The organism is Kordiimonas gwangyangensis DSM 19435 = JCM 12864 (assembly GCF_000375545.1).
Lineage (GTDB): Bacteria > Pseudomonadota > Alphaproteobacteria > Sphingomonadales > Kordiimonadaceae > Kordiimonas > Kordiimonas gwangyangensis.
Genome location: NZ_AQXF01000004.1, coordinates 119,806 through 144,968 on the forward strand (window position 1 = coordinate 119,806; position 25,163 = coordinate 144,968).

Annotated in this window: 17 protein-coding genes; 13 read left to right on the forward strand and 4 right to left on the reverse strand. The window is 58.5% G+C overall.

Annotation, left to right across the window (positions count from 1 at the left end):
* Window positions 1–8: 8 nt before the first annotated feature.
* Window positions 9–1,280 (reverse strand): hypothetical protein, encoded by a 1,272-nt coding sequence (locus tag B150_RS0112150; RefSeq protein WP_020400205.1) that lies wholly within the window; start codon window positions 1,278–1,280, stop codon window positions 9–11.
* Window positions 1,281–1,418: 138 nt separating this feature from the next.
* Between B150_RS0112150 and B150_RS0112155 the strand changes: the two genes are divergently transcribed.
* The 4 genes from B150_RS0112155 (at window position 1,419) to B150_RS0112170 (ending at window position 6,492) form a co-directional block, all read left to right on the forward strand.
* Window positions 1,419–1,937: a PepSY domain-containing protein gene (locus B150_RS0112155; protein WP_081611435.1), complete on the forward strand. Its 519-nt coding sequence runs from the start codon at window positions 1,419–1,421 to the stop codon at window positions 1,935–1,937.
* A 31-nt stretch (window positions 1,938–1,968) separates the two neighbouring features.
* The gene (locus B150_RS0112160; protein WP_020400207.1) at window positions 1,969–2,646 is read left to right on the forward strand and encodes a response regulator transcription factor; all 678 of its coding nucleotides are present in this window, start codon (window positions 1,969–1,971) and stop codon (window positions 2,644–2,646) included.
* A gap of 10 nt (window positions 2,647–2,656) precedes the next feature.
* Entirely contained in the window at window positions 2,657–4,033 is a 1,377-nt protein-coding gene (locus tag B150_RS0112165; protein ID WP_020400208.1) for a sensor histidine kinase, read from the forward strand.
* A gap of 95 nt (window positions 4,034–4,128) precedes the next feature.
* Window positions 4,129–6,492: a DUF2167 domain-containing protein gene (locus B150_RS0112170; protein WP_020400209.1), complete on the forward strand. Its 2,364-nt coding sequence runs from the start codon at window positions 4,129–4,131 to the stop codon at window positions 6,490–6,492.
* A gap of 55 nt (window positions 6,493–6,547) precedes the next feature.
* Here the strand turns inward: B150_RS0112170 and B150_RS20850 are convergent, their stop codons facing one another.
* Window positions 6,548–8,608 (reverse strand): phytase, encoded by a 2,061-nt coding sequence (locus tag B150_RS20850; protein ID WP_020400210.1) that lies wholly within the window; start codon window positions 8,606–8,608, stop codon window positions 6,548–6,550.
* A 301-nt stretch (window positions 8,609–8,909) separates the two neighbouring features.
* On the opposite strand from B150_RS20850, the gene B150_RS0112180 reads away from it, so the two are divergent.
* Window positions 8,910–11,147 carry a TonB-dependent receptor plug domain-containing protein gene (locus B150_RS0112180; RefSeq protein ID WP_020400211.1) on the forward strand — a complete coding sequence of 746 codons (2,238 nt, stop codon included), beginning with the start codon at window positions 8,910–8,912 and terminating at the stop codon, window positions 11,145–11,147.
* Window positions 11,148–11,290: 143 nt separating this feature from the next.
* Here B150_RS0112180 and iolG read toward each other — a convergent pair whose 3' ends face one another.
* Window positions 11,291–12,280 (reverse strand): inositol 2-dehydrogenase, encoded by a 990-nt coding sequence (gene iolG, locus B150_RS0112185; RefSeq protein WP_020400212.1) that lies wholly within the window; start codon window positions 12,278–12,280, stop codon window positions 11,291–11,293.
* Between the two features lie 149 nt (window positions 12,281–12,429).
* Here iolG and B150_RS0112190 point away from each other — a divergent pair, with 149 nt between their 5' ends.
* Genes B150_RS0112190 through iolE form a run of 4 tightly spaced genes read left to right on the forward strand, consistent with a single transcriptional unit; the run spans window position 12,430 to window position 17,909 of the window.
* Window positions 12,430–13,242 (forward strand): 5-deoxy-glucuronate isomerase, encoded by an 813-nt coding sequence (locus B150_RS0112190; protein WP_020400213.1) that lies wholly within the window; start codon window positions 12,430–12,432, stop codon window positions 13,240–13,242.
* On the forward strand, window positions 13,239–15,179 hold the full coding sequence (locus B150_RS0112195) for a bifunctional 5-dehydro-2-deoxygluconokinase/5-dehydro-2-deoxyphosphogluconate aldolase (protein WP_020400214.1): 1,941 nt from the start codon (window positions 13,239–13,241) through the stop codon (window positions 15,177–15,179). Before B150_RS0112190 ends, B150_RS0112195 begins: the two co-directional genes overlap by 4 nt.
* Entirely contained in the window at window positions 15,176–17,020 is a 1,845-nt protein-coding gene (iolD, locus tag B150_RS20855) for a 3D-(3,5/4)-trihydroxycyclohexane-1,2-dione acylhydrolase (decyclizing) (RefSeq protein WP_020400215.1), read from the forward strand. Before B150_RS0112195 ends, iolD begins: the two co-directional genes overlap by 4 nt.
* Window positions 17,013–17,909 (forward strand): myo-inosose-2 dehydratase, encoded by an 897-nt coding sequence (gene iolE / locus B150_RS0112205; RefSeq protein WP_020400216.1) that lies wholly within the window; start codon window positions 17,013–17,015, stop codon window positions 17,907–17,909. The genes iolD and iolE overlap by 8 nt, the downstream gene beginning before the upstream one ends.
* Window positions 17,910–17,929: 20 nt before the next feature.
* On the opposite strand, the gene B150_RS0112210 is transcribed toward iolE, so the two are convergent.
* Window positions 17,930–19,069 (reverse strand): Gfo/Idh/MocA family protein, encoded by a 1,140-nt coding sequence (locus tag B150_RS0112210; RefSeq protein WP_020400217.1) that lies wholly within the window; start codon window positions 19,067–19,069, stop codon window positions 17,930–17,932.
* Between the two features lie 155 nt (window positions 19,070–19,224).
* Here B150_RS0112210 and B150_RS0112215 point away from each other — a divergent pair, with 155 nt between their 5' ends.
* The 4 genes from B150_RS0112215 to B150_RS0112230 all read left to right on the forward strand — a co-directional run bounded on the left by B150_RS0112215 (window position 19,225) and on the right by B150_RS0112230 (window position 25,027).
* Window positions 19,225–20,085 (forward strand): MurR/RpiR family transcriptional regulator, encoded by an 861-nt coding sequence (locus tag B150_RS0112215; RefSeq protein WP_020400218.1) that lies wholly within the window; start codon window positions 19,225–19,227, stop codon window positions 20,083–20,085.
* A 170-nt stretch (window positions 20,086–20,255) separates the two neighbouring features.
* Entirely contained in the window at window positions 20,256–21,875 is a 1,620-nt protein-coding gene (locus B150_RS0112220) for a solute:sodium symporter family transporter (RefSeq protein ID WP_020400219.1), read from the forward strand.
* An 18-nt stretch (window positions 21,876–21,893) separates the two neighbouring features.
* Window positions 21,894–23,162 carry a metallophosphoesterase gene (locus tag B150_RS0112225; protein ID WP_020400220.1) on the forward strand — a complete coding sequence of 423 codons (1,269 nt, stop codon included), beginning with the start codon at window positions 21,894–21,896 and terminating at the stop codon, window positions 23,160–23,162.
* Window positions 23,163–23,329: 167 nt separating this feature from the next.
* Window positions 23,330–25,027: an MFS transporter gene (locus tag B150_RS0112230; protein WP_020400221.1), complete on the forward strand. Its 1,698-nt coding sequence runs from the start codon at window positions 23,330–23,332 to the stop codon at window positions 25,025–25,027.
* Window positions 25,028–25,163: the final 136 nt, after the last annotated feature.

Here is a 25,163-nt window from a genome sequence, read left to right on the forward strand (position 1 = left end):
ACTCTCCTTTACTCGGCAGCATTGAGGAAGGGTGTGTAGGACTGCGCGGCATCAAAGCCTGCAAGCTCTGCAAGTAACGTTGCCGCCCGCTCCGCACCTCCAAAGGGGGCGGTGCCAAAGGTGGCTTCGAAGGCGGAAAGCTGGCGGCGGCGATAGAGGATGTCATGCCATTCGGTGGCGCCGAGGTGAGCGGTGAGGTCGTCCGTACCGTCCAGCACTTTACCGAGGTGCCAGTGGCTATAGTTGGGGTCATTGTGCCAATCAGCCTGTTCGCTATTGAGGAACAGGCAGGGGCGCGGCGTGGCGATAAATTCATACACCTGGCTTGAAACATCGCCTAGGTAGATATCCGCCGCGCGGGTGTAAGTCATATCCACTGAGCGCGGGCTGCCTTCATCAATGAGGATGTTGGCACACTTGCGGTAGCGCGCGGGCACACCCCCGCTTCGGCGCAAGCGCACAGGCTTGCCGGAGGCGTGAAGCGCGCGCGAGAACAGCATCACATGCGGGGCAAAAATCAGGTTGAACTGGGGGTTCGCGGCAAAATACTCAAGCACGTTCAGCCCGTCCCGGTACCAGGACGAGAGCGCAGGGTGGAAGTGCGGGTTATAGAGAACGGTGGGGTTGTCGTTCTCGAACAGTTTGGGCCTGCCCCCCAGGGGGACGGCATCAAACTTGGGGTAGCCGACGACGCTATAGTCGCCTTCGCGAATGATGCCCGCGGCCTTCATACGGTCGCGGATTTTCTCTCCCGCCACGAGCACATGGTCAAAATGGCGGATCACTTTTTTGAAACCCACAGCACGGTCACCTGCGCCGTGCTGGGTGTAGACCAGTTTGGTGTCTGTGAGGCCGAGGTGGGTTTTCAGGAGCGTGCTGGTGGTTTCAGGGACCACCAGAATATCCATGCGGGCGAGGAGTGCGCGGTGGCGCATGAGCGCACCAATACGCTTGAGCGGCAGGGCAGAACCGGTGAGCGTTTCCGCCACGCGCGCACCGCGCCCGGGTTCAACCATGGTGAAGGTCACACGCTCGGCAAGCACGGGCGGCAGGAAACGCTCCAGCATCGCCATATGGCCGGGGGCGGAGACAAAGGCATGCAGCTCGACGGGGAGGTTGCGGGCTGCAAGCGCTGCGAGGATGGGCGCACTGTGGGGGATCTGGTGCGCCTGTTCATGGTTGAACAGGAAACCGATGCGCGGCTTGGTATCCTGAGTATGCGGGGCGACCGGATTGTGGCGTTGGGGGTTCACAAAAGCATCCGTTTGTTGTTCAAACATACGGATTTTCAAGCATTCGCCGTGCGCGGAGGCAAAGACAACCGACTTTCGTGACAAAAAACAAATGTTCGGCAAATATGCCCGTTAAGTGCGGGTTTTAGCTTGCGCTCATCCCGTGAGTTAAAAGAGGATGAAACGATGAGGAACGCTTTTGGAAAATGGGTCATGCCGCTGGTCGCCTGCGCGAACCTGCTGGCTATGACTTGGGCCGCCAGTGCCGAAGAATATGAACCGGCGATGATTGGCCTGATTGACGCCACGGTGATCGCGGAAACCAACCTCAAGGCAAACCTGCTTGAGGTGGAACTGGACACCAAAGACGACACACTTTGCTACAAGATCGACCTCTCGAAAGCGGGGGATCATTTCCAGGTATGGATCAATGCGCACACCGGCACCGTGGTGCGGGCGCGTAAACCGTTTTTCTCCAACCTCTGGATTGATGTGGCAGCGGGCGAGAAACTGAAACTCGCGAACAGTATGCCCGCGCCAACCGAATGGCTGCGCGCCATAGAGGCCGAGACTGGTGGCACGGTCGAATATGTGCGCTTCGAGATTGAAGACGACCAGCCGCAGTATGAGGTTGGTGTGGTCACCGGTGCAGGGTCGGCCGAGCTTGTGATCGACGCGCTCACCGGCGCGCGCAAGCCGAACTGAGCCGTATCCGGCATTTTTACTGAGAACAGCTGTGCAGATTTTGTTGGTGGAAGACGATAGGCGTGTTGCCGACCATGTCGCCAAAGGGCTTCGTGAGGCTGGCCATATGGTTGAGCATGTGGCGGACGGCAAGACGGCGCTTTATATGGCGGCGGCCGAAAGTTTTGACGTCATCATCCTCGACCGCATGCTACCGAATGTGGACGGGCTGACGATACTGCAGACCATGCGTGCCGCCGATGACCATACCCCCGTGCTGCTCCTGAGCGCACTCGGTGAGGTGGACGAGCGCGTGAAAGGCCTGCGCGCGGGTGCCGATGATTACCTCGCCAAGCCCTTCTCCTTCTCTGAGCTGCTGGCACGCATTGAAGTGCTGTCGCGCCGCGGGCCCGCGACCCCTGAGAAAACCACGCTGAGTGTGATGGACCTGAGTGTTGACCTGCTGGCGCACCAGGTTACCCGTGGTGGCCGCAGACTTGACCTGACGGCGCGCGAGTTTCGTATTCTCGAATATCTGATGCGCAATATTGGCCGCGTGGTCACACGGTCCATGCTGCTTGAAAAAGTGTGGGACTATCATTTCGACCCGCAGACCAATATCATCGACCAACACGTGAGCCGGTTGCGGCAGAAGGTGGACAAGGGCTTCAGTGCCCAGTTGATCCACACTGTGCGCGGCACCGGCTACATGATCCGCCCTTCTGCATAAGGACCACGTCTTGGCACCGGCCTTTTTCACCTACCTTCGCTACAGTTTCGCGTTCCGGCTTGTGGCGCTTTATGTGGCGCTATTCATGGTGTCGGTCAGCATTCTGGTGGGCGGCTTCTACTGGATGATGGTCACCCAGCCGTGGGACGAAACCGCCGAAGTGGTCACGCGCGAGCTGGATGCCTTGTCGCATACCTACAAGGTGGACGGTGAAGCCGCCCTCGTGGCCGCGCTTGACCGGCGCTTCCGGGCGCCTGCGGAACGCCGCGCCTTCCATGCCTTCATCAACGAGAACGGCAAACTTGTTGCCGCGAACTTGCCCAGCTGGCCCTCGGTCCCGCGCCTCGGGTTCTACGAGATTGAAGCCGACCGCTATCTTGAAGGCGACGAGATCGACTATCAGGCCCTCTCAAAAGAACAGGTTTTTGCCAATGGCGCGCGGCTGATTGTAGGCCGCGATATCGAAGATGTCGGCGACCGGCAGGAGCAACTTATTGAGGGGCTCGTGGCGGCCTTTGTTGTCTCCATAATTCTGGGCGGCGCGGGCGGTGTGTTCATGAGCCTCGCGGCAGGCAAGCGTATCGAGGCCATCAGCGCCGCCGCGCGCAAGGTGATTGATGGCGACCTCTCGCGCCGGGTGCCGACGACCGGCTCCGGCGATGATTTTGACAATCTGGCCAACACACTCAATGAAATGCTGGACCGGATCGAGAGATCGGTCGAAGCCATCAGCCGGGTCTCGGACAGTGTGGCGCATGAGCTGCGCCTGCCGCTCAGCCGCCTGCATGCGGAGCTTGAAGACCTCGCGTCTGCCGCGGAACGCGGGGATATGAAACCCGAGCTGGCGGAGCGCGCGATTGCTGAATCCGTACGCCTCAAGGCAGTGTTTGAAGCGCTGCTATCTATCGCGCGGCTTGAGACCGGGCGGCACAGTGTGCCACAGGAGAATGTCGACCTGACCACCGTTGTGAGTGATGCGGTGGAACTTTTCCAGCCGGAAGCTGAAGAACGCGGCCTGCCGCTCAAGGTAACCGTGGCACCAAACCTTATGCTGCAGGGGGATGTGAACCTGCTGTTTCAGATGGTCTCCAACCTGCTCGACAACGCCATCAAGTTCGCGCCTGTAAAGAGCACGGTTGAGGTTGAAGCCTTGATGCATGGCGGGGTCGTATCGATTGCCGTTACCAACGAGGGCCCCGGCATCGCGCCTGAACATCGCGCACGTGTGACCGAGCGTTTCTACCGCGCGGGCGACGGCACTTCTCCCGGTTTGGGTTTGGGCCTCAGCCTCGTCGAAGCGGTGGCTAAAGCACATGGTGGTAAAGTATTATTTCGGGACCGGAATAATACGTTCAGCGTGATTATAGAGTTTCACACCGGGGCATAACCCGCGCCTGTTTCTCTTTGGTTGCATCAACTCGCCAATCTCACATTGTGAAATTTCTTTGGCTGTAGTTAGCTATCCCTCAATTGGGGGTATTTATGACAGCTTCATCACGTATTCTTGGCCTTTTTGCCATTCTTCTTGGTTTTGCTTTCGGAACAGCCGTAAGCGCACAGAACAGCATCTATGAGCTGCCTTGGACCGTCGGTCCCGGCGAGGTGGATATTCCGCACATGCCAGTCACGCTCCGGCTGACTGAAGACGAGGCCATTGTCACCGGTAATGATGCGCTCGATTTCGAGCGGGTTGGCACCGGCGGTTTCACCTTCCGTGCGCCGGCGGTTCTTGTCGGGCTGAATGCCGAGCGGCAGATCACCGACAATGCGTACATCCAGTTCGCGAAGGTCGGTCATGTCATTGATGACGATTGGGAGGAACGCACCAAGCCGCATGCGCTGGTGCAGCTGTTCAATAAGGTACAAAGCCGCGCGAACGCCACTCGGTCCGAGGAGGGGAAACTCTACTTCGATCGTTGGCTCAGGGTGCCTGAACTGGACCCAGAGTTGCAGCAGGTCGAATACGCATTCGAACTGAAGCAGGGCAACGGCGCGACGTGGGTAAATCTGAAGCTGCTGAAGCTGACGCGGGAAGGCTATCTGGCCATAACCTGGATCGGCACCCAAGCACAGTATGAGATGGCGGCAGAACGCATCCGCACAATTGCGACCAACTTGATCGTGGACGAGGGCGAAAACTACGACGATTTCAAAGCGGGTGACTTAAGGGCAAAAATTAGCGTTGCCAAACTGGTTGAAACCACCCTCTCAGGCAAGACGGTGGACCAGATACGCCAGCAAATGTCATTGCCCGACCTTTCAGGCATTGGCATCAAGCTTGGTATCGCCATCGCTATTCTGGCAGTTGGTGGCCTTATTGGGGTTATCCGCCAGAAGCGGCTACGCTGGCAATATCTGGCGAGTGCAGGTGCATTCCTTGCTATCGCGTGCCTATGGCTCGCTTCTGAACTTCGCGAGAATTGGCGCATTCCAAGCGAATATGAACTTGAGGTCGCTGAGGGCATCGTCAAGGAAGCCCATGTGAACGGCAGAGACCTCAAGATTGAATTGATGGAGCCGGAAATTGCTACAGAGTTTCAGGCGCTGACAGGTGAGCAGGCCAAGGAAATTTTCCTTGCCGCCAAGGCCTCCTTCGACACCGGCGCGCGCGTAACCATTAGCTATGTGCCGCCGGGGCATGCCGGTGATGCAGCCACGCTTACCGAGTTTTGCAAGGACGATGAGACCTGCGTGCTCTCCTTTGCAGACAGTACAAAGGTGTTTGAACGCATGCAGGATATTTGGCTGGGTGTCATAGCCTTCGTCTTGGCCTTTGCTGTGATCATGGTCGTTGTCGGGTTGGTTTGGTGGGCGCGGTTGCCCGCTGATAGCAGTGACCGACGCAGCGTTGATGCCGGGATTGCGGGCGTGCTCGGTCTGCTGTTTCTGTTTGCGGGCGGGCGTGTTGCCTTCCTTGAGCATGCACGTTGGTCTGCTATGCGGGCGGATGAGGTTGAGCGGTTCTATAACGACGTCGGATACAATGAGGCTATTGAACAGGCGGACCGTGCGCTGCGCTATGCCACGCTGTCGGACGAGGACCGCAGGGCCATCCTGAACCGCAAAGCGGACGCCTTGCAGGAGTTCGGGCTTGAGATACATGATGATGCCAAGCAGATGGAAGCACTTGCTATTCTGGAAGGGCTGCAAGCCGAGGAGCCGGACAACCTGTCCAGGCTCAAGATGATTGGCTATTCGTTCATATACCTCGGCGCATACCCTGAAGCCCTTGCGGTTGGGGAGCGTCTGGTTGAGCGAGGCGAGCCTTATTGGGGTAATATCCGTATTGCGCTGGTGCACCGGGTGCGCGGCGACTATGCCCAAGCCGAGTCCTTTTACCAGCGCGCCCATGACGCCCAGGGCGGTTGGACTGGCATGCCGCTTAATTATCACCGCGCAAAAAATCAGGTACTTGCTGGGGAAAATGAAGCGGCGATTGCTTCGATTGAGCAGGGCCTGACGCATCAGGAAGACTATTCGTGGGCGTTTGTTTACCGCGCATGTGCAAAAGCAAATATGGGGGACACCGAAGGTGCCAAAGCAGATTATGCCAAAGCGCTTGAGATCATGCGAGAGGAGCGCGGAAACAGTTCGACCCCCGACAAGATCTTCCCCTATGAGCAGGAAATTATTGATCTTGCGGCGGCGTATGAAGAAGGGCCGGTACCCACACCCGAAGACGGAAATTATTGCACTGCGCATATCGCTGGTGGAGAAACCTTGCGCGAACGCAGCAGTTTGCTGCCAGCCACCTATATGCCCGCCTATCTGCAGCCTGCAGAGGAGCCTGAAGAGACGTCTGACGAAGTGTCTGAAGAGCCGCGCGAAGATACGGCACAGCCGTAAAGAAAAAGCACAGCCACGAATGGCTGTGCTTGTTCAAGGTTTTGGTTTGCTTTGATCAGTCGCGCGGGTTGCGAGCGGTGTATTTCTCGAGGCTGAACTTGTCGGCGATACGTTCCCACGGCACCAGCTTGAAGTTCTGCCGTTCCTCTGGCGCGATGTTGCGGCCGTCCTGTGCCACAAACACACCGTATGGGAACTGGGCACCGAGCGGGGTGCTGATGATATCAAGGCCGTCGGTTTCCGAGGAGCCGTCGATGCCAGCGTCGCTATCCGCGATTACGCGGTAGGAGCCGATGTAGCTGTGCGGCGCTTCGCGGTCAAAGAGCGCATAGCTGTTGTTGCCCTGGCTCGAGAGCACTATATAGCCTTTTGTGCCTTCACCGTAGTAGATGGACACACCTTCGAGGTCGTCCTTCAGCGCCGGGTTCGCCTGTGGGTCGGTGATTTTCTCACGGGCGTCGCCGTCTGTGGGCTCGGCACCATATTTCCACAGCGCGACATCTTCCTCGGCCACATAAAGTGCGCCGGTGTCATCATCGGCGGTGCAGCCCTCGGCCGTGCTGCCGACTTCAAACTCGCGTACCTGTGTGGTTTTCAAGCGGCCCGATGTGCCTTCATCCAGTTTCCACTGGCGCACGAGGCCGTCTTTCTCGTTGATGAAGACATAGGTGCTGCCGTCCTTCGGGCTCTGGTACAGGCAGAGGCCGTAGGGGTCCGGCATATTGGTCGGCTGCACGCCGTCCGCGATGTCTGTCATCATGCCGGTGGCATCGTCAATCTCGAAGATGTCGATGCTTTCATGGGTGCGGTTGCTGGCAACAGCGATGGTGGCCGAGCGGTCACCCAACTTGACGCCGTAGCGCACATCAACGTTGTTCACGCGGCCAACCTCAAGATACTGATGCACCTTGCCGTCAAGCGTGTAGCTATAAAGCCCGCCCTGCTTGTTGGTGCCGATGATCAGGCTTTTGGCAGGGTCCGTCGGGTGTACCCAGATGGCAGGGTCGTCCGCCGCGTCACCGCCGTCCGCGACCGGTGCGGTCTCAAGGCTTGGCTTGACGAGCGCGAATTTAGCCGTCGGGTCCTCGCCCGCTGATGCTTTCAGCTTGCTGAAGCCAAAGGCATCCGCAAGCGTCGTCATGCTCACAAGTTTGAAGTTGGTGGCATCGTCGCCATTGTCTTCATCCGCGAGCGCGAGATAGCCGCCACCGGCGGACAGCGCACCGGCGTTGTCCACACCGTCCACATTGCCCGCGCCTTTAAAGCTGGTCTGGCCGATGAAACGGTGCTCATCTTCAACGTCATAGAGGTTGATCATGCTGCTTTCGACATCGGAGGCGAACAGCACGGTCTGGCCAGCAGCTGTGCGGTGAAGTGCAAGGCCACCCACTTCGCCGGTGAAGTGGCCGAATTTCACCACGTCGATCAGCTCCGGTACCGTGTCGGCCTCAACGTCCGCGTCAAAGCGCCAGACACCGACGGCTTCTTCCGTCACATAAAGATTGTTGCGCTTGCTGTCCGCGACACAGAATTTTGGTTCTGAACCCACTTGCAGTTTGCGGGTGAGCCGGCTTTTAAGTGCACCGTTGGCGCCTTTGGTGATGGCCCACTGTTCAATCTGGCCGCTGCTGGTGAGCAGGAAGGCGTAGCTTTCGCCGTCAAGCGGGCTCGTGTAGGCACACATGCCTTCAAGAAGCGCGTCTGTTTTCACAATAGCTTGCTGGGTGGGCACAAGCGCGCCGTCCCTCACCACAAAGCCGTTCACTTGGCTTACCGACGTATCAAGCGCGAGCGCGAGCGGGCCGTCGCCGTCACCATAACGGCCGATCAGGCTGATGGCTTCAATCTCGCCGCCGCCCGCATGGCCAAGCGTCTGGCCGTCCGGGCCATAAAGCTCAAGGCCGTCTTCAATCGCGCCGATTATATAGCCGCTGCCGGGCCACGCCATGGCCGCTGCCGCGCTATCGGATGCGCTGGGCGCGGTTTCCATGGCAACGGCAAGGCTTTGGCCTGCCGGTTCCTGTGACGCTGGTTGTTCTTTTGGCTGGTCGTCACCCGGCGTGCAGGCGGCGAGGCCGATGGCAACAATAGCCATCATCTGGCGGTTCATTTTCATGAGTGCCTCTCCCTAAATTGGCTTCCCTCTGGCCAAGATATGTGACCTATTCCGCCGGTTTCAAGACAAAAAAGAGGAAAAATTTCATTTATGTTGAAAAAAAGAATATAAATTCTATAATGCAATGAACGGAAGGGCGTTCCTAAGCAGTTGGGATGGTCGTTATCCGAGGGAAGGAACATGCTGCCTCTTATAGGTCTGGGGTGGCTGTTGGAGATACTGCAAAACGAATCCATAGTGGGAACCTGGGGAGGTTTTTATGACATACGCATTACAAAGGCGCAGACTTTTGTGCTCCTGTATGCTTTTGGCGCTTGCGCCAGCTGCGTACGCACAGGAAGCAGATACAAGTAATACTGACACCACCAAGGACATGAGCCTTGAAGAAATTGTGGTCACCGGCCAGATTGTTACGCGGAACCGCACATCGTCGGTTGCGCCTGAACTGACGTACGACACCGAGTTTTTCCAGAAGTTTGAGCCTATTTCGGCGGGGGACATGCTCAAGCGTGTGCCGGGCGTGGCGTTCACCAGTGACATCGGTGAATATGATGCGCCGCAGATGCGCGGCATGGCAGACGGTTTCACGCAGGTGCTGATCAATGGCCGTCCCGTTCCGGGGGCGGGCAATGACCGCACCGTGCTGGTGGACCGTATTCCGGCAGAGATTATTGAGCGTATCGAGATTATCCGTAGCCCCGGCGCTGATATTGATAGTCAGGGTGTGGGCGGCACCATCAATATCATCCTGAAGGAAGGCACGACACTTCCGGAAGGGGGTTCGGTGCGGGCAAGCGCGCTTTATTCCGCGAAGGACAAGGAATTGCGCGGCGCGGGTGCGATCTCATACGCGGGCCGCAGCGACAATGACCGCATGTTCTATTCGGTTACCGCCAACATCCAGCAGCGTTTCAACGCCAAGAAGTTTGTTGAAGAGAAAATCGTTGCAGGTGACTTCCCGAACTCATTTGATGGCCGTGACCTCTTCTCGCCCGATGATTTCAATGCGTCCGTGGCCGACGGCCGCGCGACCCAGCTTGATAGCCGCGAGAATCTGGACATTTCGCTGAACGCGGACGTTACCTTCAAAGTTGGTGACGAAGGTGAATTCCGCCTCGATGGCTTTTTTATCGACACCAACCGCGATGAGCGTGAAGACGGTAGCGAGTGGGAGCGCGACGACGGTGTTCTGGTTGGCGACAAGGTGACGACGCAGGACACGGAAATCCGCCAGAAAAGTTATGGCCTGAGCGGGCTTTATGAAGGCCGCATGTCAGACGTGACCAGCTTTGACGCCATGGTGCGCTACAGCCGGTTCGATAACACGGAAGACCAGTACGACCGCGAATTCGGCTTCGACGACGGCGAAGAAAGCCTTGATGACCGCGAGCGCGAACTGGTGACGAGCGTCGATAAGGAATTTGCCGCTGACTTTGGCCTCAAGCACGAGTTTGAAGGCATGACGCTCAAATACGGTGCGGCGGCCAAATTCAAAAAACGCGACTATGGCCTCACGCTTATGGAAGCGGATGATGATGGCAATCTCTCTGTTGAGAGCGACAGCATGTTTGCGGTCAAGGAAAACCGCTATGACGGTTTCCTCGTCAGCGAGTGGGAACTGGGCACTGGCACAACGGTGGAAGCGGGTATGCGGCTTGAACATACCAAAACCAACGTGAACGCAATTGGTGCCGGTGAAACCTCAAACTCCGTCACGCTTTTGAACCCGTCCCTGCACTTCCAGCAGGATCTGGGTGAGAAGGGGCAATTGCGCCTCAGCGTGGCACGCACGGTCAGGCGGCCAACCTTTGACCAGCTTGTGCCTGCGGAACTGACGGACGAGCCGGACGATGATGATGTCACCATCGGTAACCCGGACCTCGCGATGGAGAAATCCTGGGGCCTTGATGTGGGCTATGAGCACACCCTGCCGCAAAACGGTATCCTTGGCCTCAACTTCTTCTACCGCAAGGTATCTGACCTGTCGCAGCTCGTGCGCATTGGCGACACGGAAGACGGTGGGCTTTATAGCTACGACAATGTGGGCAACGGCAAAACCTACGGGATCGAGATGGACATCAGTACACCGCTTGTCTTCCTCGGCCTTGATGAGACGGGCTTCTTCGCCAACTACACCCGCATCTGGTCCAGCCGGTATGACGAGTTCCTGCAGCAGGACGTGCGGTTCAATCACCAGCCGAAATATGTCTACAACTTCGGTGTGACGCAGAACTTCCCGAGTATTGAGGCCACAACCGGCTTCAGCTACCAGAAACAGGGCCTCGCGCGCAGTGTGTTCTACGCCGAGATCGAGGACCAATATTATGGCGGCAATCTGGAACTCTTTGTCGAGAAGCGCTTTGACTTCGGCCTCGTGCTGCGCCTGACGGCCAACAACGTGCTGAACGCGGAAAGCAACCAGGCGGAACGCAACTTCGACAGCCTCGAAGATATGCGCGCCGGCATCGTGGACGAGTTTGAAGTGGAGCGGGAAAAGTCGACCCGCGTCTTCCTTCTGACCGCGCGGTATAATTTCTAGGATACTCCCTTCCAAATGTGCTTTGGGGCACAATTCGGAAACTTCGGGTCGGTTCGCCGACCCGTTTTTTTTGATGCTTAACGCAAATAAAAAAAGACCGGCACCAAGTGGCGCCGGTCTCTCTTGATGTTTATCTCAGCTGCTTAGAGCGCGACGGTAATGCCCTCACGGAAGGACTTCGCTGCCGCTTCGGCGAGGATCAGCGCCTTGTGCCCGTCTTCGCCTGTTGTGAGCGGCGCGGTGCGGCCGTCCAGAATGTCGCGAAAGTGTGCCGCTTCCCGCTCGTACGCCTGTGCGTAGCGCTCAAGGAAGAAATGTTGGATCTTGTCGTCCCGTTCGCCTGCGCCGGTGTTCAGCCGCACGCTGCTCTCAAGTCGGTTACCCGCGCTGACCATGCCGCCACTGCCGTGCACCTCAATGCGCTGGTCATAGCCGTATACCGCGCGGCGGCTGTTCGATATCTGGCACAGTTTGCCCGATGCTGTGCGCAGCATGACCATGGCGCTGTCCACGTCGCCTGCGGTGGCGATATCGGGATCAACAAGGCAACTGGCCTGTGCGGTGACATGGGTGGGCTCCTCACCGAGTAACCAGCGCGCCATATCAAGGTCATGGATCATCATGTCCTTGAACAGACCGCCGCTTGTTTTGATGTAGGACACCGGGGGTGGGCCGGGGTCACGGCTGGTGATTTGTACCATTTCCACCCGGCCGACGCTGCCGTCGTCGATTCGCGCCTTGAGCGCGGCGAAATCCGGATCATAACGGCGGTTGAAACCAAGCAGGAGCGGTGTGCCCGCATCTTTCGCCTTCGCAATCGCTTCTGCTGTGCGCATGAGGTCAAGGTCGACCGGCTTTTCGCAGAAAATGGCTTTGCCGGCACCGGCGGCCCGCTCAATCAGGTCGGCGTGGGTGTTGGTGGCGCTCGCGATCACCACACCGTGCACGGCCTTGTCTGCCAGTGCGGTATCAAGGTCTGTGACCGCCGCACCCAGCTCATCCGCGAGGCTTTTTGCGGCATCTGCCACCGGGTCCACGACATATTTGAGCGCAAGGCCCGGTGTCGCCGCGAGATTGCCCGCGTGAATGCGCCCGATGCGGCCCGCGCCGATCAGGCAAATACCATGGGTCATGTTGGTTTCCCTCCCAAAAATTTACAAAACAGAATTAAAATTCTTGACCTATTGCTAAAATAGAATAAATATTTCTTTCCGTAAATGGTAATTACATACCAAGGTCATTTTGCACAGTAATATGTGCGTCAGTCTACCGGGGAGGGCTCATGTTTGAGCATATCACGAACCACAGGGATGGTTTCGCGATGGGATATACCACCATCACGGACCATGCAGACGTAAACGAGCCAACAGGTATTGGCGTTTCGGTCTGGCGATTCCGGGCTGGCGAAAGCACGACGGTGCATTTTGAAAACGAATCCGCCTGGCTTCTCATGGACGGCAAGGTCACCCTTGGCGTGGACGGCAAGCTGTTCCGCTGGTCGCGGGCCTCGCTGTTTGACGAGCATCCGTCCTGCATCCACGGCGCGAAGGGCGTGACGGTGGAAATTACCGCGGAGACGGATGCCGAGTTCACCATCTACCAGTGTGACAACGAGGCAAAGTTCCCGACCGAGATTTATGAGCCGGACGCAGGGGTGGACGAGCCGCGCGGCAAGGGCCAGGTTGGCGGCACATGCCTTCGTTTTGTGCGCACCATTTTTGACGACACCAATTCATCGCCCGATGCGCAGCTTGTGCTCGGTGAAGTGATCACCATGCCGGGCAAATGGTCGTCCTATCCGCCGCACCACCACGCACAGCCCGAGATTTACCATTACCGCTTCACCGACCCGCGCGGTTGGGGGCATGGCGAGCTGGATGAAGACGTGCTCAAGATCCGCCCTAATGACAGCGTGCGCATCATGGATGAGAAGACCCATGCGCAGGTCGCGGCGCCCGGCTACGGCATGTATTACGCCTGGGTGATCCGCCACCTGCCGGACAGTCGCTACGGCATCCCGCACTTTGTTGAAGAACATGCCTGGACCATGGAGAAGGACGCCGATTTCTGGCAACCCAAAGGGATCACCTTATGAGCACGGGCAAACCCCTTGATGTGATCTGCATGGGCCGCGCGGGCGTCGACCTCTATGGCGAGCAGATCGGCGGCCTCCTGGAGGACATGGGCAGCTTCGCCAAATATATCGGCGGCTGCCCGGCCAATATTGCTGTCGGCACCGCACGCATGGGGCTGAAAAGTTCGCTCCTCAGCCGCGTGGGGGACGAGCATATGGGCCGTTTCATCCGAGGCACGCTTGAGGCAGAGGGCGTGGACGTTAGCCACCTCAAGACCGACAAGGAACGGCTGACGGCGCTTGTCTTCCTCGGTATTCGTGACCGGGAAACTTTCCCGCTGATTTTCTACCGTGAAAACTGTGCCGACATGGCACTCTCGGAAGATGATTTTGACGCGGCTTTCATCGCCTCCGCCAAGGCGCTGGTGGTCACGGGCACGCACCTCTCAAAGTCCGGTGTGCGCAAGGCCAGCTTCAAGGCGGCGGAATGCGCACGCGCCGCTGGCACCAAAGTGGTGTTCGATATCGACTACCGCCCGGTACTGTGGGGTCTGACAGACTTGGGGCAGGGCGAAGAACGGTTTGTGGCCAATGCGGCGGTCAGTGAAAGTGTGGCGGAAATGCTGCCTTACTCTGACCTGATCGTTGGCACGGAAGAAGAATTCCATATCGCCGGTGGCTCCACCGATACCATCAGGGCACTGAAGACAATCCGCGAAAAAACGGCAGCCACACTTGTGCTGAAGCTTGGCCCGCAGGGCTGCACGGTATTTGAGGGTGCAATACCGGAAACACTTGCTGACAATCCTGTTCACGCCGGTTTCCCGGTTGAGGTGTTCAACGTGTTGGGCGCGGGTGATGCCTTCATGTCGGGCCTGCTGCGCGGGTATATTGCCGGGCTTGGTTGGGAAGATAGCTGCCGCCTTGCGAACGCGTCGGGTGCGCTTGTGGTCTCGCGCCACGGCTGCGCGCCCGCGATCCCGAGTTATGAGGAAGTGCGCTATTTCATGGCCCACGGCAGCCCGCACAGAAGTGTGCGGCATGACGCGGGGCTTGAGCAGCTTCACTGGTCCACCACCCGCCACCGGGATTTCCCGGAAGTGCTGGCGTTTGCCTTCGATCACCGCAAGCAGCTTGAGGATATGGCGTCGGAATCCGGCCAGGGCCGTGAGAGCATCGAGGACTTCAAATCCCTGTGCTACCGCGCGTTCGCCGAGGCAAAGCAAACCTATAAGGGACGGGGCCTTGGCATTCTTTGTGATGGGCGGCTTGGGCAGGATGCCCTTGACATGGCCAGCGGCACCGGCATCTGGATCGGGCGACCGATTGAGTTTCCGGGTTCGCGCCCGCTCGCGTTCGAGGGGGGGGATAGCTTACTCGCAACGCTCCGTGAATGGCCGCAGGAACACTGTGTCAAATGCCTGGTGTTTTATCACCCGGACGACACGGAGGAGATGCGCGCAGCGCAGGAACGCGAACTTCTGCGATTGAGTGCGGCCGCACGCGCCAGCCGCCATGAACTGCTGGTGGAAGTGATTCCGCCTGCCTCGATGGCGCGGGATGACCATACGGTCTGCACCGTGATTGACCGGCTGTATGACATCGGCATCTACCCCGACTGGTGGAAACTGCCAACCCCGCTTTCTGAGGCCGAATGGCAACTGCTGTCGGCCTCGGTCGAAAGCCGGGACGCACACTGCCGTGGCATCGTGCTTCTGGGCCTCGACGCACCGGAAGAAGACGTGATGGCCGCGATTGAGAACGCCGCGCACCATAAAGTCTGTAAGGGCTTCGCGGTTGGGCGTACCATCTTTGGTGAAGTGGCGCGGGCGTGGTTTGCGGGCAGCATGGATGACGGGCAAGCGGTGACTGAAATGGCGTCGCGCTACGCCCGCCTTGTCGACTGCTGGATCAAGGCGCGGGAAGGCGCCGTCCCGGCTGGAAAGGTCAGTGCATGAATACGGTTCGTTTGACGGCAGGGCAGGCGCTCGCGCGCTATCTGGCTGCACAGTTTGTGGCGGTGGACGGGGATGAGGTTCCGCTGTTCGCCGGTGTGTTCGCCATCTTTGGCCATGGCAATGTGGCGGGCTTTGGTGAGGCGCTGGCGCAGGTGCAGGATAGCCTGCCCACCTTCCGCGCACATAATGAGCAGGCCATGGCACACACCGCCATCGCATTTGCGAAAGCCACCCGTCGCCGCCGCATGATGGCCTGCACCACCTCGGTCGGCCCGGGGGCGACCAACATGGTCACGGCGGCGGCGCTCGCGCATGTGAACCGCCTGCCGGTTTTGTTCCTGCCCGGCGATACCTTCGCGAACCGCCGGCCAGACCCGGTGCTGCAACAGGTGGAGAGCCCCGCGAGCCCGCTTGAGGTGGCGAATGATTGTTTCCGCCCGGTCAGCCGGTATTTTGACCGCATCACCCGGCCGGAGCAGCTTGTCACCAGCCTCACGCAGGCGATGCGTGTGCTGACCTGCCCGGCGGACTGTGGGCCAGTGACCATCTGCCTGCCGCAGGATGTGCAGGCCGAGGCGTATGACTACCCGGTGGCCATGTTCGAACGCCAAGTGCACCGGCTGCGTCGGCAGGAGCCAGACGCGTTCGAGTTTGAGCGTGCGCTTGAGCTGCTGAAATTCGCCAAAGCCCCGCTTATCATCGCTGGTGGCGGTGTTCGTTATAGCGGTGCGGATGATGCGCTTGCGGCTTTTGCCTCCCACACCGGTATCCCGGTCGCGGAAACGCAGGGCGGCAAAGGCAGCCTCTCGTGGTCGCACGAGATGAATGTGGGCGGCATTGGCGTGACGGGGTCAAAAGGCGCGAACGAACTGGCGGCTGAGGCGGATGTTGTGCTTGCCGTCGGTACCCGCCTCGCCGATTTCACCACCGGCTCGCGCTCGGTGTTCCAGAACCCGGACGCGCGCATCATTGGCCTCAATGTCGCGGCGTTTGATGCGGTCAAACACCGCAGCGTGCCGCTGGTGGGCGACGCGAAACTGACGCTGGAAAAACTCACCGCCAGCCTGCCTGCGAGCGAAGGCCGGCGCGCGGTCGCGGCCGCCAAACGGCAGGAATGGGAAGACATCACCTTGCAGGTTACCACGCCGGATACCCGCCCGTTGCCATCCGACGCGCAAATGTTGGGCGCACTTCACCGTGCGACGGATGCGCGCGACGTTATTGTTGCCGCAGCGGGCGGGTTACCGGGGGAACTGCACAAACTTTGGCAGGTCAAGGCGCCCGGCACCTATCACCTTGAATACGGCTTCAGCTGCATGGGCTATGAGATCGCGGGCGGCCTTGGCGTCAAGATGGCGACCTATGGCTGCGACGTGTTTGTGCTCGTGGGTGACGGTTCGTACCTCATGATGAACTCCGAGCTCTCGACCTCCATCCTCATGGGCCAGAAGCTGATTGTGGTGCTGGTGGATAATGGCGGCTACGGCTGCATCAACCGCCTGCAGGGCGGCACCACGGCCAAGTCCTTCAATAACCTTTTCGAGCACGGCACCCGCATTGACGGCGAACGGCCGTTCATCGACTTTGTCGCGCACGCCCGCTCGCTCGGCGCGCTATCCGAGAAGGTTACAAATATTGCTGACTTTGGCGCGGCAGTCCGGCGCGCGAAGGCGGCGGATAAAACCAGCGTCATCGTGATTGATGCGGACCCCGCGATCAGCACCGATGAGGGCGGGCACTGGTGGGATGTGCCGGTTGTTGAACAGTCTGATAGCGCGGGGGCGGAAGACCGCCTGAGCGCCTACCAAGAGATGAAAAGAAAGCAAAAAATAGATGGCTGACAAGGTTCGTATCGGTACCAACCCGATTGCGTGGTCCAATGACGATATGCGGGAGCTGGGCGGCGAAACACCGCTTGTGGTGTGCCTCAGCGAGGCAGTGGCGGCGGGCTATCAGGGTATTGAGCTTGGCCACAAATTCCCCCGTGACGCCGCGACGCTCACACCCATTCTGGAGCGGCAGGGCATCAGCCTGATTTCAGGCTGGTATTCGTCAGAACTTCTGAGCCGGTCCGTTGAGGATGAGATCAAGGCGCTGGAGCCGCACCTGTCGCTCCTGACCGCGATGGGCTGTGAGGTTGTTGTATGGGCGGAGACCACGGGCTGTGTGCATGGCACGCCGGGTGCTAAGCTCTCTGGCCGTCCGGTGATTGACGAGGCGGATTGGCCCAAGTTTTGTGCCCGCCTGTCCGAGATCGCGGCGCATGTGAAGGGCCGTGGCCTCACGCTCGCCTACCACCACCATATGGGGACGGTGATCGAGACGGAGGCGGAGATTGACCGCATGATGGAAGGCACCACGGATGATGTGTGCCTGCTCCTTGATACTGGCCACCTGACGTTTGCGGGTGGTGACCCGCTTGCCGTTGCCAAACGATACGCGGGCCGCATTGCCCATGTGCACTGCAAGGATGTGCGGCTTGAGGTGCTTTCGCGCATGAAAGCGGCGGATGCCAGTTTCCTCGACGGTGTGGTGGAAGGTGTGTTCACCGTGCCGGGTGATGGTGACGTGGATTTCCCGCCCGTTCTCAAGGTCATGGCGGATGCTGGCTACAAAGGCTGGCTGGTGGTGGAGGCGGAGCAGGACCCCGCCAAGGCAAACCCGTTTGAATATGCCAAGAAGGGCTATCAGGCGCTCGCGGGCTACGCGCGGGACGCTGGCCTGATCTAGGAAAAAAGTTGTGGGGCGCTTTACGCGCGCCCCACATCCAGCCATTGGCGCTCGCTTGCGCTCAGCACCCAGGTATCAATCACTTTCTCAATATCCCGCGCGACATAAAGGTCGACCGGCACTGGCGCACCCTCCGTGATGGCTTTCATCAACCGGTTTACCTCAATGATCTTGAGGTCATTGTAGCCAAGGCCGTGGCCGGGGGCCGGGCAGAAAGCGCCAAAATCCGGGAAGCCGGGGTCAACCAGGACCGTCTTGAAACCCGCCCGGCCTCGTGCCGCACTGCTTTCATAAAGCCGTAGCTCGTTCATGCGTTCCTGATCAAATTCCACACTCGCCTTGGTGCCGACAATCTCAAACGCCAGGCCCTGCTTTTTACCCATCGCGACACGGCTGGTCTCAAGCATGCCCATCACGCCGCCGGCGAACCGTACAATGGCCTGTGCCTGATCTTCATTCTCGACCGCGCGCAAGGTGCCGCCCGCGTCCTTGCGTTTGGGGATGATGATGTCTGTGTCCCCACAAAGGGACATGATCGGCCCGACCAGATGCATCGCCATGCTGATGATGTGAGAACCCATGTCCCCAAGCGTGCCGGTGCCTGCTGCCGCCTTTGAGCAGCGCCAGCTGAAGGGCACGTCGGGGCTCGCCATATAGTCTTCATTGTGCCGTCCGCGGAAATGGATGATCTCGCCCAGCTCCCCGGCATCAATCATGGCCTTGAGCGTGCTGATGATGGGGTTGCACAGATAGTTGTAACCCAGCATGTGCACGAGCGGCTGGGCAGCCTTGCCCCGCGCCTCATAGGCTTTGATGATCTCATCTGCTTCATGAGCATCAAGCGCGAGCGGCTTTTCCACATATACATGTTTGCCAGCCTCAATCGCAGCGATGGTCATGTCCTTATGAAGCGCGTTGGGTGTCGCGATGGCGATCACGTCAATGTCGTCCGCGTTCAGGAGCTCGCGCCAGTCGCCTGTGCCGCGCTCAAAACCGAGGGCAGCCGCTTCGCGTACCGCCTTCTCCTCATTGATTTCCGCAAGCGCACGGCAAACCGGCCGCGCCGGGCCACCAAAGACCGCCGTATGGGCGTTATAGGCAATCGCGTGGGTTTTGCCGATGTAGCCGCTGCCGATCAGCCCAATACCAATGTCCCGCATCAGCTTCCTCCCCGAAAGTATTGTGCGTGGTTTTTAGTGGGCGCATCAGGAATATATATTCCGGTGGGGAAATTTGCATTCCTTTTCTGAAGGCTGCCGGTATAATCATGCCCGGACACCGGATTTGAGAGACAGGACAAGGGGGCGAGACGCGGATGGCGAAAACCGAAGGCCGTGCCGACTATAGCTTTGACGAGTTTAACATCGTGCTTGCGGGCCGTTTTGATGGCCTTAGTAAACAGCTCAAGAAAATCGCCCGTTTCATCCTCGACAACCCTGTCGATACCGCCCTTGATACCGCGGCGGAGATTGCGAACCGGCTGGAGGTGCAGCCTTCAAGCCTGATTCGCTTCGCACAGGCGCTCGATTTTGAGGGCTTCTCGGAGATCCAGAAAATCTTCCGCGCCAATCTGGTGCAGCAGCTTCCGGGCTATTCCGCCAACTATTCGGACCGCATCCAGAAGCTCAAGGAAGGCGCGTCCGAGGGGGCCGAGGGCGCGCACCCCATTTTGAATGTGTTTATGGAAGCCAACCGCGATGCGCTCACCAGCCTGCAGAGCGAGGTTTCGGTCGCGCGACTTGATGAAGCCATTAACACCATCAAGGCGGCGAAGAATATCTATATCCTTGGCCAGCGCCGGTCCTTCCCGGTGGCGAGCTACCTTTATTACATGATGCGCAACCTTGATATCCGCGCTTTCCTCCTCGACGGTGTCGGCGGCAACCTGAGCGAACAGGCGCGGCTGATTGGCGACGGTGACGTGCTGGTTGTTGCCACCTTCCCCAACTATGCAGATGAGGTGATCGGCGTGGCGCAGCAGGCGCGGGATGCGGGTGCAAAGGTGATCGCCATGACCGACAAGCTGGTGAGCCCGATCGTGAAGCTGAGCGACACCTATTTCCTTACCGATAAGGTAACGGTAAGCGGGTTCCGCACCGTGACAGGCACCATGTGCCTCGCGCAGGCGCTGGCGATTGGCCTTGGGCTTGATAGCAATCAGATCAGCCGAACCTGAGCGTTTTAACCCGGAGTATCTCCCCTGTCCGGTTTGCCCTGTGACTTGCCTCAAAGGCTTTTCGGAATAGAAATATTGACATCGACCAAAAAAAGAATAAAAATTCTGAAACTAAGGTCGAATAAAATAAATATTCTTAACGGGCACTAAGCTCTCTGGGGAGGGGGATTATGTTAGCTCTGGTGACATTTGTCGCTTTTACCGCGCTCGTCGCGGCTATCGCATATTGGAAAACCAAAGACGATCACATGGATACGTCGGACGCCTATTTCCTTGGCGGCCGGTCGTTGACGGCATGGGTTATCGCGGGCTCTCTCATGCTCACGAACCTGTCGACGGAACATCTGGTCGGCCTCAATGCCGATGCGTTCAACCACACCATCGCCGTGATGGCGTGGGAGACAACGGCGGCGCTCGCCATGGTCGTCACCGCGCTTTATTTCCTGCCGAAATATCTCAAGATGGGGTTGACCACGATCCCGGAATATCTGGCGAACCGCTTTGATGGGCAAACGCGCATCATCGCTTCGCTGCTGTTCCTCTTCTCCTATGTGGTGGCCATCCTGCCGGTGGTGCTTCTGTTTGGTGCGACCGGGCTTGAAAGCCTGTTTGACGTGTCTGAAACCTTCGGCATCAGCCAAAGCTCCGCCACCTGGATGATGGTGTGGGGTGTGGGCACGCTCGGCTCACTTTATGCCATTTTTGGTGGCCTCAAGGCCGTTGCCATTTCAGACACGGTCAATGGTGTAGGCTTCCTGATCGCCGGGCTTCTGGTGCCCATACTCGCCCTCATGATGGTGGGTGACGGCGACATGCTGGCGGGGCTTCAAGAGGTCTATACCGAAGAACATACCAAGTTTGACATCACGGGGGATGAGCCCGGCTCCTTCCTGCCATTTGGCGTACTGTTCACCGGCATGATCGTGAACCAGATTTTCTTCTGGTGTACCAACCAGTCGATCGTGCAGCGCGCGCTCGGTGCCAAAAACCTGGCCGAAGGGCAAAAGGGTGTGCTGATCGCGGCGTGCTTCAAGCTCATCGGTCCCTTCATTATCGTGCTGCCGGGTGTCATCGCCTTCCATATGTTCAAGGGTGAGCTGGGGCGCGAGGACTATCTGCTCGCATACCCCATGCTGGTGAAAACCGTGTTGCCGGAAGCGCTTGTTGGGTTCTTCGCCGCCGTGATGGTGGGCGCGGTGCTCAGCACCTTCAATAGTGTACTGAACAGCTCTGCCACGCTTTTCAGTCAGGGCATCTACAAGGGGCTTATCAACCCCGAGGCAGATGGCCCGTCGATGGTGAAAAGTGGTCGCTATTGCAGCATTATCCTCGCGCTCACCGCCATGGCGTTTGCACCGCTGATTGATACAAGCGGCAGCCTCTTCAACTACCTCCAGAAGATCAACGCCACCTTCTTTGGCCCCATGCTGGCGGTGATCATGCTGGGCTTGACCACACGTTATGTGTCCGCGCTCGCGGCCAAGGTTGGCATGGTGCTGGGGCCGGTGATCTTTTACCTGCTGGTCTTCGCCTTTGGGGATAGTGTGCAGGCCTTCGTGCAGTCGCTTCTTGGCACCACGGACGAGATCCACTTCCTGCACTTCCTCGCCATCGTGTTTGTGGTGACGTCCGCGCTGATGCTCATCATCAGCCGGTTCGCGCCCGCTACAAACAGCTATGAAGAATCCTACACCCACGCGGTGGATATCACGCCGTGGCCGCACGCCAAAAAGGCGGGGGCCGCAATCTCGATTGTCACAATTCTCTTTTATGTGCTTCTGGCACAGTAAACCGACGGGGAGAGATCCATGTTCAAGATGAAACCTTACCTCGCTGCAGCCAGCATCGCCCTGATGGCGGGTGCTGCCTGCGCGGAAACGGCGCCGGACCAATCGGCAGACGAGACCATCTCTTTTCTCGCGTTCGGGGATAGCGGTTATCACTACGGCTATCAGAAAAAGAGCCTGTGGGAGAAACCCTTCCGCACGCTTGATGCAGTTGAGGCCGACGAGCGCAAGGACTGGATTGAAGACAAACACAACCCGTCAGAGTTCCAGATGCCGTCCCTCTATTTCCACCCTGAGATGGGCGGTTATATCATGCGGAGCGGCCAACAACCGGTGGCGGACGCCATGCGCGCCTACTGTAATGAGAAGCCCTGCGAATTTGCCCTGATGCTCGGGGACAATATCTACCCGGACGGCGCGACCATGGGCACGGACGGTGTTGATGACGCCAAGCGCTTCGAGGATATTTTCACCATCCCCTACAAGGGCCTTGGCGAAAGCGAAGAAGGTTTCCGTATCTATACGGCACTTGGGAACCATGACTGGCACACCTCGCGCGAGGGGGCCATGGCGCAGGTCGACTATATGGAAAAGTCTGACCAGTTTTACATGGACGGCATTTTCTACACCGTGAAGCCGCCTTCAGCGAAGGGTGAGGTGGAGCTGTTTGTCATCGACACCGAAGTGATGCTCTCCGGCATGGGATACCCTGAAGCGCTTCTGAACGATGATGGTAGCGAGAAAAAGGGCACGGGGCCGGATGATATCGACCCCTGGGCCATGCCCGCGAACGAGGCTGAGCGCAATATGGTGCCGTGGCTTGAGGAAGCGCTCAAAAACTCCACCGCCAAATGGAAGTTTGTAGTGGCACACCATCCGCTTTGGTCCACGGGTGGCTCCAAGTTCGAGCAGGCACGCGCACTGAGGAAAGTGCTCTTGCCGATGCTGTGCGAATATGCGGATGCCTATTTTGCGGGGCACGAACATTCGCTCGAGATCCACACCGATAGCTGTGAGACCACGCCAAAAGGCAAACGTGACGTGCCGCTTTTGCACGTGCTGTCGGGCGCGGCCGCCAAGGAGCGCGCGACCCACAGTCGTTTCGCCGCCTATCAGGCAAAAGCCTACCCGCAGCAGACCGCACATTTTGTGCGCGGCATGATCTGGGGCTTTACTCATGTGGAGCTTAAGGGTGACGAAGGCGTCGTGCGTGTGATCTCCACGCCGACCGACAGCACCGGTGTGCCGTACGAGGAATTTGTCTTCCCGTTCAAGCACCGCTCACACTAGTTCAGGCCATAAGCCGAACCCCCGGATGCCGGATTCTGCCAAAGCAGGGTCCGGCATTTGCTTTTGTATGCCGCGGGTTTCAGTCATCAAATAATATTAACACGCTTGTGAGTGAATGAATATTCTGTTAAGCGGAAGAAGGAGTTATCAAGGGAGAGGAGATTAGGATGTCGCTTCTTGGGAAGGGTGGCGAGGGTCCTGCTGACGATCTCGCGCAGTTGCCAAAGCACCACAAGGCCACGAAAAACGAGAAACTCGTGATCGTTGCTTCATCGCTTGGCACCATGTTCGAGTGGTATGACTTTTATCTGTACGGTCTGCTGGCGACCTATATTTCGGGCCAGTTTTTCTCAGGCGTGAATGACACTACAGCCTTCATTCTGGCGCTTGCAGCTTTCGCGGCCGGCTTTGCCGTGCGCCCGTTTGGCTCGCTGGTGTTTGGTCGCCTTGGTGACCTGGTGGGGCGTAAATATACATTCCTAGTCACCATGGGGCTGATGGGCCTGTCGACATTTGCGGTTGGCCTCTTGCCAAGCTATGAAACCATCGGCATTACAGCGCCTATTATCCTTGTGGGGCTCAGGCTGTTGCAGGGTCTTGCGGTGGGCGGTGAATATGGCGGTGCGGCGACATATGTGGCCGAACACGCACCGAACGGCAAACGCGGGCTTTATACCAGTTTCATCCAGACTACAGCCACACTTGGCCTCATCGTCTCCCTCCTTCTCGTAATCGGGCTGCGGTCCGCGATGGGGGAAGAGGCTTTTGCGGACTGGGGCTGGCGTATCCCGTTCCTGATTTCGGTGCTTCTGCTCGCCATCTCGCTCTGGATTCGAATGCAACTTTCGGAAAGCCCTGTGTTCCAATGCATGAAGGAAGAGGGCAAGGTTTCCAAAGCGCCCATCAGTGAAGCCTTTGGCCAGTGGAAGAATGTGAAGTTCGCGCTGATCGTGCTCTTTGGCGCCGTCGCCGGGCAGGCGGTGATGGGCTATACCGGCCAGTTCTACACGCTTTTCTACCTTGTCAAAATCCTCAAGGTTGACCCGGGTACGGCAAATGTGATGATCGCCATCGCGCTTGCAGTCGGTACGCCCTTCTTCGTCATTTTCGCCTGGCTCAGTGACCGGATCGGCCGCAAGCCCATCATTGTTACCGCCTGTTTCATTGCCACCATCGCTTATTTCCCGGCGTTCAAGGCGCTGACCTACGCGGCCAACCCGGCGCTTGCGGCGGCGGTTGAGAGCGCACCGGTCACGGTGGTGGCTTATGACGGCGAATGCTCGGTCCAGTTTGACCCGGTGGGCAGCAATACGTTTGACCAGACAAGCTGTGACATCGCCAAATCGTACCTGGCGACAAGCGGTATCAATTACGAGAATGCGGATGCGCCTGAAGGCACGGTGGCCTTGGTGCGGATCGGTGACCGCGTGATTACGGCACCCAACCCGGAGGGTTTGTCCGCAGATGCAAAAGCCGACGCCATCAAGGTGTTCGAGGCAGAGGTGCTGGGTGGTCTCGATGCCGCGGGCTACCCCCATTCGGCCAACCCGGATGAGGTGAATAAACCCCTCGTGGTTTTGATCCTGATTGGCCTGATGATCCTTGTGACAGCGCCCTATGCGCCGCTTGCGGCCCTTCTGGTGGAGCTGTTCCCGGCGCGCATCCGCTACACCGCCATGTCACTGCCGTACCATATCGGCAACGGCTGGTTCGGCGGTTTCCTGCCAAGTGCCGCGTTTGCCATGGTCGCGGCGACGGGGGATATTTACTTCGGGCTTTGGTATCCGGTTGTGATTGCGGGCATGAGCTTCGTCATCGGCGGCCTGTTCCTGCCGGAAACCTTCAAGCGGAATATTGACGACTAGAAAAGAGCCAGAAGGCCGGGGTTTCCCGGCCTTCTGCGGGCCTGGCTAACACCGGTTGTCTGCGCCTGGGTGAGGCTGGATTTCCAGCCAGCTGAATCGTCAATCAGCTCTGATCACTCATACAATCATTTTATTC